Origin of the sequence: Pseudoclavibacter sp. AY1H1 (assembly GCF_002931055.1) — a bacterium.
Taxonomy (GTDB): Bacteria; Actinomycetota; Actinomycetes; order Actinomycetales; family Microbacteriaceae; genus Pseudoclavibacter.
In genome coordinates this window covers 893,052-908,033 of record NZ_PSXX01000001.1, presented here as the reverse complement: position 1 = coordinate 908,033, position 14,982 = coordinate 893,052, and the positions used below count along the sequence as shown (strand labels likewise).

At 69.6% G+C, this 14,982-nt stretch carries 16 protein-coding genes; all 16 read right to left on the bottom strand.

What is annotated here, in order from left to right; genetic code table 11:
- Positions 1-346: 346 nt before the first annotated feature.
- On the bottom strand, positions 347-1,669 hold the full coding sequence (locus C5E05_RS04305) for a Y-family DNA polymerase (protein ID WP_104341177.1): 1,323 nt from the start codon (positions 1,667-1,669) through the stop codon (positions 347-349).
- 1 nt (position 1,670) lies between these two features.
- Positions 1,671-2,132: a LexA family transcriptional regulator gene (locus tag C5E05_RS04300; protein WP_258063096.1), complete on the bottom strand. Its 462-nt coding sequence runs from the start codon at positions 2,130-2,132 to the stop codon at positions 1,671-1,673.
- A 55-nt stretch (positions 2,133-2,187) separates the two neighbouring features.
- Positions 2,188-3,048: an ABC transporter ATP-binding protein gene (locus C5E05_RS04295; RefSeq protein ID WP_104341175.1), complete on the bottom strand. Its 861-nt coding sequence runs from the start codon at positions 3,046-3,048 to the stop codon at positions 2,188-2,190.
- On the bottom strand, positions 3,045-4,157 hold the full coding sequence (locus C5E05_RS04290; protein WP_104341174.1) for an iron chelate uptake ABC transporter family permease subunit: 1,113 nt from the start codon (positions 4,155-4,157) through the stop codon (positions 3,045-3,047). Before C5E05_RS04290 ends, C5E05_RS04295 begins: the two co-directional genes overlap by 4 nt.
- A complete protein-coding gene (locus C5E05_RS04285) occupies positions 4,154-5,200 on the bottom strand; it encodes an iron ABC transporter permease (protein WP_219819486.1) in 1,047 nt (348 codons plus the stop codon). Before C5E05_RS04285 ends, C5E05_RS04290 begins: the two co-directional genes overlap by 4 nt.
- Positions 5,197-6,234 (bottom strand): iron-siderophore ABC transporter substrate-binding protein, encoded by a 1,038-nt coding sequence (locus C5E05_RS04280; protein WP_104241013.1) that lies wholly within the window; start codon positions 6,232-6,234, stop codon positions 5,197-5,199. The genes C5E05_RS04285 and C5E05_RS04280 overlap by 4 nt, the downstream gene beginning before the upstream one ends.
- Before the next feature lie 254 nt (positions 6,235-6,488).
- Positions 6,489-7,280, bottom strand: coding sequence for an AraC family transcriptional regulator (locus C5E05_RS04275; protein WP_104341173.1), 792 nt, complete (start codon positions 7,278-7,280; stop codon positions 6,489-6,491).
- 50 nt (positions 7,281-7,330) lie between these two features.
- A complete protein-coding gene (locus tag C5E05_RS04270; RefSeq protein WP_104341219.1) occupies positions 7,331-8,158 on the bottom strand; it encodes an NAD-dependent epimerase/dehydratase family protein in 828 nt (275 codons plus the stop codon).
- 93 nt (positions 8,159-8,251) lie between these two features.
- Positions 8,252-9,787 carry a nucleobase:cation symporter-2 family protein gene (locus C5E05_RS04265; protein ID WP_104341172.1) on the bottom strand — a complete coding sequence of 512 codons (1,536 nt, stop codon included), beginning with the start codon at positions 9,785-9,787 and terminating at the stop codon, positions 8,252-8,254.
- A 106-nt stretch (positions 9,788-9,893) separates the two neighbouring features.
- On the bottom strand, positions 9,894-10,811 hold the full coding sequence (gene pucL, locus C5E05_RS04260; RefSeq protein WP_104306496.1) for a factor-independent urate hydroxylase: 918 nt from the start codon (positions 10,809-10,811) through the stop codon (positions 9,894-9,896).
- Positions 10,812-10,813: 2 nt separating this feature from the next.
- Positions 10,814-11,167, bottom strand: a complete 354-nt coding sequence (gene uraH, locus C5E05_RS04255; protein ID WP_104341171.1) for a hydroxyisourate hydrolase — start codon at positions 11,165-11,167, stop codon at positions 10,814-10,816.
- Positions 11,164-11,661 carry a 2-oxo-4-hydroxy-4-carboxy-5-ureidoimidazoline decarboxylase gene (gene uraD, locus C5E05_RS04250; RefSeq protein ID WP_181059345.1) on the bottom strand — a complete coding sequence of 166 codons (498 nt, stop codon included), beginning with the start codon at positions 11,659-11,661 and terminating at the stop codon, positions 11,164-11,166. The genes uraH and uraD overlap by 4 nt, the downstream gene beginning before the upstream one ends.
- Before the next feature lie 160 nt (positions 11,662-11,821).
- A complete protein-coding gene (locus C5E05_RS04245) occupies positions 11,822-12,529 on the bottom strand; it encodes a helix-turn-helix domain-containing protein (protein ID WP_258064761.1) in 708 nt (235 codons plus the stop codon).
- Between the two features lie 94 nt (positions 12,530-12,623).
- The gene (locus tag C5E05_RS04240; protein ID WP_104241981.1) at positions 12,624-13,007 is read right to left on the bottom strand and encodes a DUF4342 domain-containing protein; all 384 of its coding nucleotides are present in this window, start codon (positions 13,005-13,007) and stop codon (positions 12,624-12,626) included.
- Between the two features lie 47 nt (positions 13,008-13,054).
- Positions 13,055-13,438, bottom strand: a complete 384-nt coding sequence (locus tag C5E05_RS04235; RefSeq protein WP_181059343.1) for a VOC family protein — start codon at positions 13,436-13,438, stop codon at positions 13,055-13,057.
- Positions 13,439-13,577: 139 nt separating this feature from the next.
- Complete coding sequence (locus C5E05_RS04230) at positions 13,578-14,939, bottom strand: deoxyribodipyrimidine photo-lyase (protein ID WP_104341169.1); 1,362 nt, start codon at positions 14,937-14,939, stop codon at positions 13,578-13,580.
- Positions 14,940-14,982 lie beyond the last annotated feature (43 nt).

Genomic DNA, 14,982 nt, shown 5'->3' with positions numbered 1-14,982 from the left:
GCCGGCCGCGAGCATCGCCGCGGCTGCTTCCTCCATCGCGAGAATCTCCGAGCGGCGAGCCGCGACAGAAGCCGGGTCCGAAGGGTCGAACCCCGGATCCGGAACCGGGCTCGGCCCTGTGCCCAACCCCTCGTGTCTGTCGCGCTGCTGCATGCCCAAAGTCTACGAACGACCACCGACATTCGAGAGGGTGGTGGATAACTTTCTCGGAGCACTTGGGGTGCGGCTAGCGGTTCAGTGAGTCTGTCCCCAGATACGACGTGCACTTCATTCAGCAGTTGTTGGTACATGTGTTCTATCCAGCGAGCAAAAAACAAGAACTCACGTTAACCGAGAACTGCGCTACTCACTCCGCCTTGACGACCGCCAGCTCGTCCCAGTGCGTGGTTGCGCGGGGTGAGACCATGTCGCGGCGCATGGTCCAGCTCCGCCCGTTGCGGAGGCCGGCGATGCCGAGCCCAAGCGATTCCTGGCCGAACTTCGCGGCGACGGCGTCGAGGGCCTCGCCCACGCGGCGATCTTCCCCGCGCTCGTCGAAGATGTCGAGCGCCGCGTACGAGTCTCGCGCGACGAACTCGAAGAGCGAGACGCCGACGCGCACGTACTTCAGCTCGGCTCGCAGCTGCGGGCCGAGGGCGGTGGCGGCGGCGCGGAAGAGCACGACCGGGTCGTCGGTGGGTTCCGGGAAGGCGACGGATACGGCGTGCGACTCGTGCCCCTCGCGGAAGGGGGAGGTCGCCGCGTAGCAGCTCATGGCCCGCGTGAGCGAGCCTTGCGCGCGGAGCCGGGCGGAGGCGCGCTGCGTGTACACGGAGAGCACCTCCTCGAGCTCCTGCACCGTCGAGATGGGCACTGCGAAGGAGCGGGAGAACTGGATCTGCTCGCGCTCCGACGGGACCTCGTCGATGGGGAGGCAGTCGATGCCGCGCAGCTCCTGGACGACGCGCTCCTGGACGACGCCGTAGCGGCGGCGGATGGCGGTGGGCGAGGACTCGCGGAGGTCGAGGGCGGTGCGGATGCCGAGGCCCACGTATTTCGCGGCCATCTTGCGCCCGACGCCCCAGACGTCGCCGATGTCGATGGTGCTGAGGATCCCGCTGAGCTGCTCGCGCCCGTAGGCGCCGAGATGGCAGACGCCGCCGAGCGATGGTTCGGATTTGGAGCCGCGGTTGGCGAGCTTGGCGAGCGTCTTGCTCGGGGCGATCCCGATGCTGACGGGGATGCCGATGAGCTTCCGCATCGCCACCCTGATCTCGCGGGCGACGGCGAGGGCCTCCCGGCGGTCGCCTGGCAGCCGGATGAAGCTCTCGTCGATCGAGTACACCTCCTGCGATGGCGTGTAGCGGCCGAGGAGCTCGATGGTACGGGCGTTGATGTCGCCGTAGAGCTCGTAGTTGCTGGAGCGGGCGACGACGCCCTTCATCGCGGCTTCCGGGGCGATGGCCTGCCAGGGGGCGCCCATCGGGATGCCGACGGCTTTCGCCTCCTCGGAGCGCGCGATGACGCATCCGTCGTTGTTGGAGAGCACGACGATGGGCTTGCCTTCGAGGCTGGGGTCGAAGATGCGCTCGCAGGATGCGTAGAAGTTGTTGGCGTCGACGATGGCGATCGCGGGCTGCCGGAGCGCCAGCGGCGAGGCCTGGGTCGAGTCGCGCGTCGTGTCCGTCATCTCAGACACGGTGGAGGCATCTCGTGACGACGCCCCACACGGTGAGCTCGCTGAGCTCTTCGAGCACGATGTCGGCGTACGCGGGGTTCTCGGGCGCAAGGCGCACGCGGCCGTGCTCGAAGCGCAGGCGCTTGACGGTGAGCTCGCCGTCGACGACGGCGATGACGACGTTGCCGTCGTGCGGTTCGAGGGAGCGGTCGACGATGATCTCGTCGCCGTCGAAGATGCCGGCCCCGATCATGCTGTCGCCGCTGACGCGGACGATGAAGGTCGCGGCGGGGTCGTTGATGAGGTGCCGGTTGAGGTCGACGGGGCCGGAGTAGTAGCCCTGGGCGGGTGAGGGGAAGCCGGCTGGGACTGCTTCGTCCGCGCGTTCCGGGAGCTGCGCATTGGGCGTACTGCCGGATTCGACCTCTTCCGGGTGCCCGAGGGGAGCGAGGATCTCGACGCCTGCATCGCTCACGGTCGACACCCTGCCCTTCGTCTCGGCGGAGAGAGCGGGGTGTGGTCCCGCTCGATCACGCGTGTGTTCGAGCCCCAATTGTCGCGGATGAACCTTCGGGATGCGTGACGGGTGCATCCGCCGAGTGGTGGCGACCGATGGGCACCATGAGCGGCCGGCCGGAGACGGGGTCCTGCACCACAAGGCTCTCGAGTCCGAAGACGGCGCGCACCGTGTCGACCGTGAGGACGTCGCCGGGCTCGCCCGCTGCGTGCAGTCCGCCGTCGGCGAGCGCGATGAGGTGGTCGGCGTAGCGCGCTGCGAGGTTGAGGTCGTGGAGCACCATGACGATGGTCGTGCCGCGGGAATGGTTGAGGTCGGTGAGGAGGTCGAGCACCTCGATCTGGTGGCTGACGTCGAGGAAGGTCGTCGGCTCGTCGAGCAGCAGCAGGTCGGTCTGCTGGGCGAGGGCCATCGCGATCCACACTCGCTGCCGCTGCCCGCCGGAGAGTTCGTCGACGTGGCGGTCGGCGAGAGCCGTCGTCTCGGTCGCTTCGAGGGCGGCGGCGACGGCGAGGTCGTCGTCGTGGCTCCACCTGGAGAGGATGCTCTGGTGCGGGTGGCGGCCGCGGCCGACGAGGTCGGCGACCGTGATGCCCTCGGGGGCGATGGGGGATTGGGGGAGGAGCCCGAGGATGCGCGCGAGCTGCTTTGCGGGCGTCCTGTGCACCTCCTTGCCGTCGAGGAGGACGTGCCCGTCGCGAGGCGTGAGGAGCCGCGACATGGAGCGCAGCAGCGTGGACTTGCCGCACGCGTTCGCACCGACGATCGCCGTGACCTTGCCTGGCGGCACGAGGAGGTCGAGCTCGTCGATGACGACTCGGTCGCCGTAGCCCAGGCTGAGCTGCTCGACGATGAGGGTGTGGTCTGCGGTCATAGCGAGCCTCCCGCGCGGTTCGTGCGGATGATCAGGTAGATGAGGAACGGCGCACCGAGCACGCCGGTCACGACGCCGACGGGGTAGCGGGTGCCGAGGAGGAACTGGCCGACGAGGTCGGCGACGAGCACGAGGAGGGCTCCGACGAGGCCGGCGGGGATGAGGAGTGATCCGCCTCCGCCGAAGAGCCGGGCGGCGATGGGTCCGGCGAGGAACGCGACGAAGGCGATGGGGCCCGCGGCGGCTGTCGCGAACGAGAGCACGCCGACGGCGGTGACGATGACGACGAGCCTCGTGCGGTTGACGCGCACCCCGAGGGCCGCTGCGGTGTCGTCGCCGAGCTGCGTTGCCGAGAGGCTGCGGCTCTGGGCGAGGAGGATCGGGACGAGCACGACGATCGAGATCGCGACCGGGAGGATGGCGTTCCAGGATGCGCCGTTGAGGCTGCCGTTGAGCCAGCGCAGCGCTTCCTGGAGGTCCCACTGGGCGGCCTGCGAGAGCACGTAGTTGGTGATGCTGTCGAGCATGGCGGCGATGCCGATGCCGATCAGGATGAGGCGCGTTCCCGTGACGCCGCCCTTGAACGACAGGACGTAGATGAGGATGGCGACGCCGAGGCCGACGAAGATCGCGAAGAAGGACACCTCGCTCGCGCCAAGCGAGAGCGTGACGATGCCGAAGGCGGCGGCCGCGCTGGCGCCGGAGGAGATGCCGATGATGTCGGGGCTCGCGAGCGGGTTGCGCAGCATCGTCTGGAAGGTGACGCCGGCGAGGCCGAACGCGAGGCCGGCGAGGATCGCGAGTACGGCACGCGGGAGCCGGAGCCGCCCGACCGTGAAGGTCGCGCCCTGCACGTCCTGGCCGAGGACGACGGCGATGACCTGGTCGAGGCCGTAGAAGGTCTGTCCGACCATGAGCGAGACGACGAAGACGACGAGGATGAGGGCGACGAGTACCAGCATCAGCAGTCGGCGTCGCGCGTTGCGTCGGCCGCGGCTGCGCGCGACGGCGCGGGCTGTCGCCTCGATGACGGAGTTCGGGGAGGCCGGGGCGAGCGAGGTCGGCGAGGAGGCTGGCGCGGCAGAGCCCCTAGGGCGGGTCGCGGTCATAGGGCGCGCACTTTCGAGCGGCGGACAATCCAGATGAAGATGGGGGCTCCGATGATGGCCGTGATGATGCCCACGTCGATCTCGGACGGGCGGGTGAGGATGCGGCCGAGCACATCCGCCCCCGTCAGCAGGGAGGCGCCGACGACGGCGGAGAAGGGCAGCACCCAGCGGTGGTCGACGCCGAACATGAGGCGGCAGGCGTGAGGCACGACGAGGCCGACGAACGCGATGGGGCCCGTGACGGCGGTGGCGGCGCCGCAGAGCACGACGGCGCCGAGGGCCGCCGCGCCGCGCGTCAGCGCGACGCGTTCGCCGAGCCCAGCGGCGAGATCGTCGCCGAGGGCAAGCGAGTTGAGGCCCTTCGCGGAGGCGAGGCTGACGAGGAAGCCGACGATGAGGAACGGCAGGACCTGCGAGATGCTGTCCCAGGTGCCTCCGCCGACGCCGCCGATCTGCCACGACCTGGCGCTCTGACTGATGTCGCCCCGGGGCAGGATGATGGCGGTCACGAACGACGCGAGCGCGGCCGACGTCGCCGCGCCGGCGAGGGCGAGCTTGAGCGGCGTCGCCCCGCCCCGCCCGAGCGAGCCGACGACGTACACGAAGACGGCCGCGAGGGCCGCGCCGGAGATGGCGACCCAGATGAAGCTCGACGCGGAAGCCAGGCCGAAGTAGGCGATTCCCGTCACGACGGCGAGGGATGCGCCCATGTTGACGCCGAGGATGCCCGGGTCTGCGAGCGGGTTCCTGGTGACGCCCTGCATGACGGCGCCCGAGACGCCGAGGGCGGCCCCGACGGCGACGGCGAGGAAGGTGCGGGGGATGCGCTTCGCGACGGCCGCCTCGTCGAAGCCGTTCGTCGATCCGCCGAGGGCTGCCACCGCATCCGCCCAGCTCACGTCGCGCGATCCGATCATGACGGACACCACGATGAGCGCGCCGAGCGAGGAGATCGCGAGGAGGAACCACAACGCCCGCAGCCGCCGGGGGCGTCGCACGATGGCGACACCCCCGGCGGCTACGGGAGGAGCGGTCTGGGTCACTTGACCTGTTCTGCTGCCTGCGAGAGGAGCGCGACGTAGTCGTCGAGGATCCACGAGATGGACAGCGGCGTGGGGTTCGCGGCCGTGCCGAGTGGCTCCGTGCCTGGCAGGTTGACGATCGAGCCGTTGGCGACGGCGGGGATCTGCGAGAGCACGGGGTCGCCCTGGAGGGTCTGGACGAGCTCCTCGCCACCGTAGGTGACGATGATCTCGACGTCGGCGAGCGTGTCGCTCTGCTCGGCGCTGATGGTCTGCGAGAACTGGTCGGTCGATGCCGACGCGTCGACGAGGCTCTGCGGGAACGTCATGCCGAGGTCCTCGAAGAAGGCACTGCGGGTGTCGTGCGTCGTGTAGAAGCTGACCTGGCTGAGGTCGGTCTCGTCGACGTGGGTGAGGAACATGGTCTTCTTGCCCTGAATGGCCGGGTACTTGGCCGCCGTCGCCTCGATCTCACCCTCGAGCTCGGTGATGAGTGCGTCGCCTTCGGCCTCGAGGCCCATGCCCTGGCTGTTGAGGCGGATCATGTCGCGCCACGAGGTCGCCCAGGCCGTCTCCGGGTAGGCGACGACCGGTGCGATCTCGGAGAGGGTGTCGTAGTCCTCCTGCGTCAGGCCCGAGTAGGCGGCGAGGATGACATCGGGGTTCGTGTCCGCGACGGCCTCGAAGTCGACGCCGTCGGTCTCGTCGAAGAGCACTGGGGTCTCGCCGCCGAGCTCTTCGAGCTTCTCGCTCACCCAGGGGAGGATGCCGTCGCCGTTGTCGTCGCCGAAGTCGGCCCTGGCCATGCCGACGGGTACGACACCGAGGGCGAGGGGCACTTCCTGGTTGGCCCAGTTGACCGTGGCGATGCGCTCGGGCTTCTCGGTGATCTCCGTCGTGCCGAGGGCGTGCTCGATGGTGATCGGCGTGAAGTCGCCGTTCGCTGCGCCCGGCTCCGCGTTCGTGCCGGCGGAGGGGGTGGTCGAGCAGGCGGCGAGGCCTGCCGTGAGCAGCGCTGTCGCGGCGAGGGCGACGAGCTTGGAAGCGCGGGGCATGGTGTCCTTTCGAGGGGGGAGCTGAGCCTTTTGCGCACGCCGATGAACGCCGTCTGGCGGCGGAGAGGCGGGGTGCGGTGTCGAAGTCAGCGGCAGCCGTGCAGGGCCGAGAGCTTGCCCTGTTAGGAGTGCCTTACCAAAGCTAAGCGACGCGCGTCGCGTTTGCAATCGAGGCGAACCGACACATTTCTTTGCGAAACGGACACCGTGTGGTACGTGTGGTCGCGATCGGCGGCTGCTTCAGCCCGCCAGGGCTACTGAGCCCGGAACCGCCCCGGACTCATCCCCGTGACCCGCCGGAACGCGGTGCCGAAGGCGCTCGCCGACCGGAACCCCGTGGCGACCGCAACGTCGTCGATGCTCTCTCCGTCAGTGAGGAGCACGATGGCGCGCTGGATGCGAGCCGTTGCGACCCAGCGGCTGAAGCCCAGGCCGGTCTCCGACTGGAACTGCCGTGTGATCGTGCGGGCGCTCACACCCAGCTCGACCGACCACTCCTCGAGTGTGCCAGCGTCGCGGACATCCGCCCTGGCCGCGTCGACGATGGGAGCGAGCAGGGGCGAGTCGGGGATGCGCAGCAGCAGTTCATGCGGGGAGGGGGCGAGCACGTCGAGCACCATCGCCTCGGTCGTCGCCCTGGACGCGTCTTCGAGTCCGGGCTCCGCGAGACGGTCGAGCAGCAGGCGCAGCAGGTCGGTGACGTCGACAGCGACGGGTTCGTCGGCGATGGGGGCCGTCGTCTGCACGCTGAACATCGCCGTCCGGTACCAGGTGCCGGCCGGCGTCCACGCCGTGTGCCTGACCCCGGCGGGGATCCAGAGGCCGACGGCCGGCGTGATCGTCCACGTGCGTGGGCCGACGGTCAGCGAGGACGCGCCGCGCGTGTTCCAGATGAGCTCGTGCGTGGGGTGGGAGTGCTCCTCCCAGAACGTGTTCCGCTCGATCGCCTCGTTCATGCCGTCGATGACATACGGCACGTCGATGGAGCCTGCCTCGTAGAGGGGCAGGCTCCTCCGGTCGACCTCCGGAGCGCCGAACGTGCTCATGGCACCAGCCTACGGAGCCGAGCGGATGCCGCCCGCACGGCGGTCGTCGTTCAGCTGTGCTCGGCCTTCAGCCAGTCACCGGACGTCGGCGTCCACCCGTAGGCGTCCCGCGCGTACTGCCCGGTCGCGGCCTGGTCCTGCAGGAGCGCGTCGGCGAAGGGGGCGCCGAGCCGCTCGCGGCTCGCATCCGGTGTCTCCTCGACGAGCTCGACCGTGCCGTGCCCCGACGAGGCGATCTCGCGAACCGTGGGGTTCTCTCCGCTGGCCGCGATCACGTAGCCGACGGCGGCACCCTTCTCGAGGACCCGGACGTACAGCTCGGCGAGGTCGTCGACGTGGACGAGTGTCCACCGCTGCCTGCCGTCGCCGACGAGGGACACGGGGCCGGACCCGTCACCAGCGAGGAGCTGGGTGACGCCGCCCTGCCCGCCGTAGACCACCGCGGGTGCGATGATCGCGGTGTTGACGTTGCTGTTGATGACCTGGCGGTCGATGGGGACGCGCCACGACACGATCTCGGGTGCGTCGGTTTCGGACTCCTCCGTGATGGACGAGTTGTCGCCGAACAGCCAGATGCCGCTCGTGTGCACGAACTGCGTCGGGGAGTGCACCAGCTCGTTGAGCACGCTGGGCACGAAGCTGGGGTCGACGTCTTGCGCCGATGCGGTGTGGATGACGCCCTCCGCCTGGCGGAGCAGCGGGGCGAGCGCCGCCCGGTCGGTGAGGTCGACGACAACCGCCTTCGCGCCGGTCTCTCGAACGCGCGCCGCCTTCTCCTCGCTGCGCACCGCGGCGGTCACGGCGTGGCCGTTCGCGAGGAGCGCGCGCAGGACTGCCGAGCCGATGTAGCCGGTCGCTCCGGTCAGGAACACCTTCATGTTGTCGCCTTCCGCTGTGTCGAACTGGACACTGGGGTGCAACCGAGGCGGGGTCGGAGTCATTCCGGGCGGTCGCACCCGCCGACCGGATCCTCAGCTTTCGTCCGGCCCCGACGGACGGGCGCGGGTGCCCTGCTCGACGGGCGTCGGGTTGTGCTCGTAGGAGTGCTCGTCGAGTGAGCCACCGGACTTCAGCACCCGCAGCTCCTCGGTCTGCACCCGGAGTGCGGGCGCGGCCGCCAGGTTCGACGGCTGCTCCGGGGTGCCGGGGAGCCACACGTTGAAGAAGAGGTTCAGGACCACCGAGACGATCGCCGCCGCGCTGATGCCCGAGTCGAAGATCGTCACGAACCAGTCGGGGAACGCGTGCCAGAACTGCGTCGAGACGACCGGGATGAGCCCGAAGGCCAGCGACGAGGCAACGATGATCATGTTGTTGTTGCCGGTGTAGTCGACCTTCGAGAGGGTGCGCACGCCGCTGGCCGCGACGCTGCCGAAGAGCACGATGCCCGCGCCGCCCAGCACGGGGCTCGGGATGACGCTGAAGACGGCGGCGGCCATGGGGGAGAGGCCGAGGAGGACCAGCAGCCCGCCTCCGGCCGCGACGGCGAAGCGGCTCTTGATGCCGGTCAGGGCGACGAGCCCGACGTTCTGCGCGAAGGCGGTCGCGGGGAACGAGTTGAAGACGGGGGCGATGAGCGAGGACAGCATGTCGGCGCGCAGCCCGTCGCCGACGCGGCGCGAGTCGACCTTCGTTCCGACGACCTCTCCGACGGCCAGCACGTCTGCCGTCGTCTCGACCATGATGACGAGGATCACGATCGTCATGGAGACGATGGCGCCGATCTCGAAGATCGGCATGCCGAAGGCGAATGGCTGCGGGAACGCGAAGATCGACGCGGACCCGACGGCGTCGAAGTCGGCCTGGCCGAGGATGAGCGCGAAGACCGTGCCGATCGCGAGGCCCAGCAGCACGGCGAGCCGGGAGAGGGCGCGGATCTTGCTCAGGATGAGCACCACCGCGAACGTGAGCAGGGCGAGGCCGATCTTGTCGGCGGATGCGAATCCCTCGGCGGTCGGGTCGGAGCCCGTCACCCAGCGTCCCGCGACCGGCATCAGGGAGAGGCCGATGACGGTGATGATCGATCCGGTCACGACGGGAGGGAAGAACCGCACGATCCTGGCGAAGAACGGGGCCACGATGAGGCCGAGGGCGCTCGCGACGATGACGGCGCCGAACACGGTCTGGAGTCCGGTCTCCCCGTTGCTGCCGATGATGGCGAGCATGGTCGAGACGGCCGCGAACGAGATCCCCTGCACGAGGGGGAGCCTCGAGCCGAAGTACGGCACCCCGATGGTCTGCAGCACGGTCGCCGCGCCGCTGACGAAGAGCGCGCAGGCGACGAGCAGCGCCTTCTGGCCGACGTCGAGGCCGGCGGCGCCACCCACGATGAGGGGAACGGCGATGACGCCGCCGAACATCGCGAGGATGTGCTGGACGCCGTAGCCGACGGTCTTGCCCGGGCTGAGCCGTTCGTCCTCCGGGCGCGCATCAGGTGACGGTGCTGGTGACGCGGATGCTGCGGGCGGAGTCGACGGCGCTGGGCTCTTGCTGGATTCGGGAGACATGAGCTGACCTCTCTTGGGGTCGTCAAGCAGCGCTGCCACGCGGGAGCTGGGCGGAGCGCTGAGCTGAGGGTGTGCGGAGAACGCCGGCTCGCTGGCCGGCAGGACCCTAGATGAACCCGGGCGTGTCTGCCCAGGCCTCGGGCGCCGGTGCGACGCCGTCTCGGATGACGGTTCCCTCGATGAGGCCGTAGGGGCGGTCGGCGGCGAAGAACACCTCGCCGGGGTTGTCGAGGTCGAACGGGGAGAGGTCGACGAGGAAATGGTGCTTGTTCGGCATCGCGAAGCGGACCTCCGCGATCTCGGGGAACTGCTCGATCGCGGCCTTGCCCATCTGCCACAGGGTCTGCTGCAGGGCGAGGGAGTGGACGGTCGCGAAGGTCGAGATCAGGACCGCGGAGATCGCCTCGTAGAGGGCGTTGTAGTCGGGCTCCGCATCCACGGCCTCTGGCGTGTAGCGCCAGCGCGCCGTGACGGAGGTCGCGAGGATGCGGTCGGTCGCCTCCGCGAGGGTCGTGTACTTGTCTCGCGGGAAGCCGTGGAACTCGCTGCCCGTCGATTTGAGCACCGTCAGGTCCTTGAGCCCGGCCGTGACGTGGGTCGCGCCGTCGATCTTCTGCACGGTCGCGAGCCGGGTCGCCTGGCCTTTGCGCACGAAGGCATGGTCGTGCTCGGCGCCGTCCACGCGGATGCGCTCCCACTCGAACTGCTCGGCCTGCCACAGGCCGCCCTCGATCCACTCGAACGCCTCGACGAAGTGCGAGCCGAGCTTGAGGAGGAAACTCTCGGGGGAGCCGACGCCGTGTTCGCGGGCGAAGGCGAAGATGGTGTTCTTCTGCGTGTCGGTGGCGACGACGAGCGAGTTGTCGCCGTCCAGGTAGGACCCGGCGAGGGCCGCTCCGCGCAGTTGGCTGGTGATGTTGAGGTCTTCGATCTCGTGGCGATCGGTGTCGCGGGTGATCCTGACGAGGCGGTTCTCCGCCTTGCCGTACTTGTTCGCGCCGAGACTCACGGTGACGTCGGTCATGGTCAGGTCCCCCTGTAGGTCGAGTAGGCGAATGGGCTCAGCAGCAGTGGCACGTGGCAGTGCGGCGGGTCGCCGTCGCCGGCCGTGCTTGGTGCGCTCGCGACGGTGAACGCCACCGTGATGTGCGGGTAGAAGGTCGCGACGCCGCGCTCGGCGAAGTACGCGCCCGTCTCGAAGACGAGCTCGTAGGAGCCGGCGGGGAGGGCCTCCGGGCCGAGGTCGGTGACGCGGCCGTCCACATCCGTCACCGCCTGCGCCAGCTCCCGGCCGTCGAGTGTCCGGAGGCGGATGCGCACACCCGCGGCGGCCAGTCCGACGGAGCTGTCGAGCACGTGGCTCGTGATGTGGCTGGTCATTCGGTCACCGATTCGTCGAGGCGGAGGAGGGTGATGTCGCGGAGTTCCGAGGCGACGACGGCGAGCTCCGCGTCGTCGTCGTTTTCGAGGCGCGCGTCGAGCTGCTCCAGGATCTCGGCGGGGGAGCGGCCCGCCGCCCTGACGAGGAAGATGCGGTCGAACCGCGCCTCGTAGCGGCGGTTGCCCTCGGCGATGCGCTCGCGGAGCTCATCGCCCGCGGTGGCGACCGCCCCTTGCTCCCTGGCGGAGTGCCCGGCGCCCGGTTCGGCGGCGCTGGCCCGCTCGCCGATGCGCGGGTGGCCGGACAGCGCGAGCTGCACCTCAGCCTGGCTCCAGGCGGACGCCGCCTCGGCGGCGCGCTCTCGCATGGCGGCCTTCGAGGCGAACGGTCGCGATCGAACCATCGTGGTCGTGAAGGTGGGTATTGCGACGAGCGTCGCGGCGAAGTCGGCTGCATCGGCTTCGCTGAGCCGATTGAAGTCGCTGATGAGCACAGGCAGATCCCTCCGTGGCGGATAACCGTAAAGCTATCCCTTCACGCCCCGTGGGAGATTTCAGCGAGGTAAAAGAGAGGTTTCGATGCGTTTCGAGAACACCGCCGACGAGCTCACCTCAGCGCCGACGAGCCCGCCTCAGCGGCGGGGCGGGTTGCCGTCAGGCGTGCGCGGTGTGCGACTCGGAGAACAGCGGATCGCTCGGGTCGGAGTGCGGGGACCTGGCGATGACCCAGTTCGCGACGCACGGCTCCGGCGAGCGGTTGCTCACGCGGTGCGGTGTCTCCGAGGAGTACGTGATGGAGTCGCCGGCACGCAGGGTCACGGTGTCGCCATGCACCTCGACGGTGAGCTCGCCGGAGATGACGACCCCTGACTCGACGCCCGTGTGGGTCGCGAACGAGCTCGCGTCGCCTGCGGAGGCGGAGGTCATGGGCGGGAAGGTCGACTCGAAATGGTCGATGCCCGAGGTACGCGAGCCGGAGAGGCGGCGGTAGATCACGCCGTTCTCGAGCACCACGGGAGCGATCTCGCCCTGCCGCAGCAGGCTGTAGCTGCCGAAGCTCGAACGCTCGGCATGCGCGCCAGTGCCGCCCGCGAACACATCCGTGATGGAGGCGCCCAGCTCGCCGACGATCGCGATCAGCCGATTCACGCTCGGCCGCATGACGCCACGCTCGATCTGCGAGACGGCGCTGGCCGAGATGTCGAGGCGCCTTGCCAGCTCCCTGAGGGAGAGGCCGGCTTCCTCGCGGAGCACGCGGAGCCTGGCACCTAGCTCGGCGGCATCGCCTGCCTGATCGGCGAGCGTCGAAGCGGCGGCGATCTCCGCGTCGGACCTGGGGGTGACGGTCTCTGGTTCTGGCACTGGTCACGCGCCTCTCGGCTCTGGGAACCCACAGAGTAGCAAGCGCGAGCTTCACACCGCCGGTAGCCGAAGCTCCGGCGGTGTGAAGGACAAGCTACGCCGTCGTCGGTCCCAGGTCCGGGTCGGTGGCCTCCGCAGCGGGCGCAGGCGCGACGACGTCGCTCTTCGGCACGCCGTCGGTGTCAGCCGAGCTGCCCGCACGGTCGGTGGAGTCCGGGCCGCGGCGCTCGACGCCGACCGTCACCTGCGTCACGAGCGCTGCGATCGCACCCACCGCGACGAGCACCGGGGCGAGCGCCGCGGCGACGACGGTGACGGCGAGGCCAGCGGTCAGGGGGATCTCGAGGAGTGTCGTGCCGTCGTCGTTCTTGATGAACACGCGACGCACGTTGCCCTCGTGGATGAGCTCCTTGACCTTGCCGAGGAGGTTCTCCCCGGAGACCTTGAACTCTTCGTATCCGCTCTTCTTTTCCGTCATGTGGTGCATCCCTTTCGTCGGTGATCTTGCGTTTCGGTGGAACTGGGTCAGGCCATCTTGGAGGAGTCGGGCAGCTCCTGGATGGACCAGGAATTGCCGTCAGGGTCGGCGAAGGAGATGAAGCGCCCCCACGCCTGCTCGTCGATGTCGCTCACGGCGACGCCTCGGCTCTCGAGGTCGGCGTGCGCCTCCTCGATGGACGCGACGACGCACTGGAGCGCGCGCAGGGAACCTGCAGGCATGTCGCTGATGCCCATGCCGAACGCGATCGAGCATGCGGAGCCCGGAGGAGTCACCTGCACGAACCGGATCTCGTCGCTCACCACCTGGTCGTGGTCGACCGGCCACCCCAGCGTCTCGCCGTAGAAGGCGCGCGAGCGGTCGACGTCGGCGACGGGAACGCCGACGAGTTCGATGCGGTACTCAACCATGATGATGCCCCTGGTTCCCCTCGTGTGCCGTTCGGCCGCGACCGGTGGATGCCGGTCCGTCGACGGCGCAACGTGCGGGCAATCTAGCACCGGCCGCCGACAGTTCCCGGAGGTGCTTTGGACGGGTCGCCCTCGGGTGTCAGCGAACCTCGCGCCAGGCGGCGAGGGCGGCTTCCCGCCCTTCCTTCAGCCCCACGATGGGTTCCGGGTACTCGTCGCTGCCGGCCTCGGGGACCCATCGCTGCACGTACGCCCCGTGCGGGTCGAAGCGCTCGGCCTGGCGCTCCGGGTTGAAGACCCGGAAGTAGGGCGCGGCATCCACACCGGAGCCTGCGACCCACTGCCAGTTGAAGGGGTTGGAAGCCTGATCGGCGTCGACGAGCGTGTCCCAGAACCACTCCTCGCCACGACGCCAGTCGGTGAGCAGGTGCTTGGTGAGGAAGGAGGCGGTGACCATGCGGATGCGGTTGTGCATGCTGCCCGTGCGCCAGAGCTCGCGCATGCCGGCATCCACGATGGGGACCCCGGTGCTGCCGCGCTGCCAGGCGTCGAGCGCATCGCGGTCGAGCTCGGGCCACGGGAAGTCCTCGTAGGCGGCTCGCCAGGGCCGCGTGTGCAGCTCAGGGAAGCTGTAGAGCGTGTGCCAGGCGAACTCCCGCCAGAGCAGCTCGCGACGGAAGGTCGCCGCCCCCTCGCCCGTGCGGCCCTCGAGGGCGTGCCAGGCCTGGGCGGAGGAGATCTCGCCCCAGCGCAGGTGCGGGCTGAGCCGGCTCGTGCCCTCGAGGTCTGGCCGGTCGCGATCGGCCTTGTAGTCGCCGACGACCCCGTCGAGGAACGCCTCGAGACGCTCGTGGGCGCCGTGCTCACCGGGGGTCCACTCCTCGCGGAGGCCCTCGGCCCAGTCAGGTCGTGTGGGGAGCAGCTCCCAGGAGTCGAGGGGGTCGGAGTCGAGCGAGCTCGCCTTCGAGCCGTGGGGCAGGGCGTCCGGGGCCTCGAGCGGCACGCGGGGCGGCTCGTGCTGGAAGCGGCTCTGGCAGGCGTTGGCGAAGGGCGTGTACACGCGGTAGGCCTCACCCTGGCCGGTCTGGATCTGCCAGGGCTCCGTGAGGAGCGACCCGGGGAGGCTATGCGCCTCGATCCCACCGTCGACGAGGCCCTGCTTGATGCGAGCGTCGATCTCGCGCTCTGCCCCGCCGTAGCGCCGGTTCCAGACGACGAGCTCGGCGCCCGCGTCCTCGGCGACTGCTGGCACGATCTCCTCGGCCTGGCCGCGGCGCAGCACGAGCGCCCCGCCGATCTCCTCGAGGCGCTCGCGCAGGGCGAGCAGGCTGTGGTGCAGCCACCACTTCGCGGCGCCCCCGAGCGCGCGCACGCCTGGGGATTCCTCGTCGAGCACGAACAGGGCGATGACGGGCCCACCGCGCTCGAGCGCGACGTGGAGGGCCGGGTGATCGTGGATGCGCAGGTCGTCACGGAACCAGACGAGCGTTGGGGAGGCCATGCGGCAAGGCTATTGGGCGAACCTCGTTCGCTGGCTGGACGTG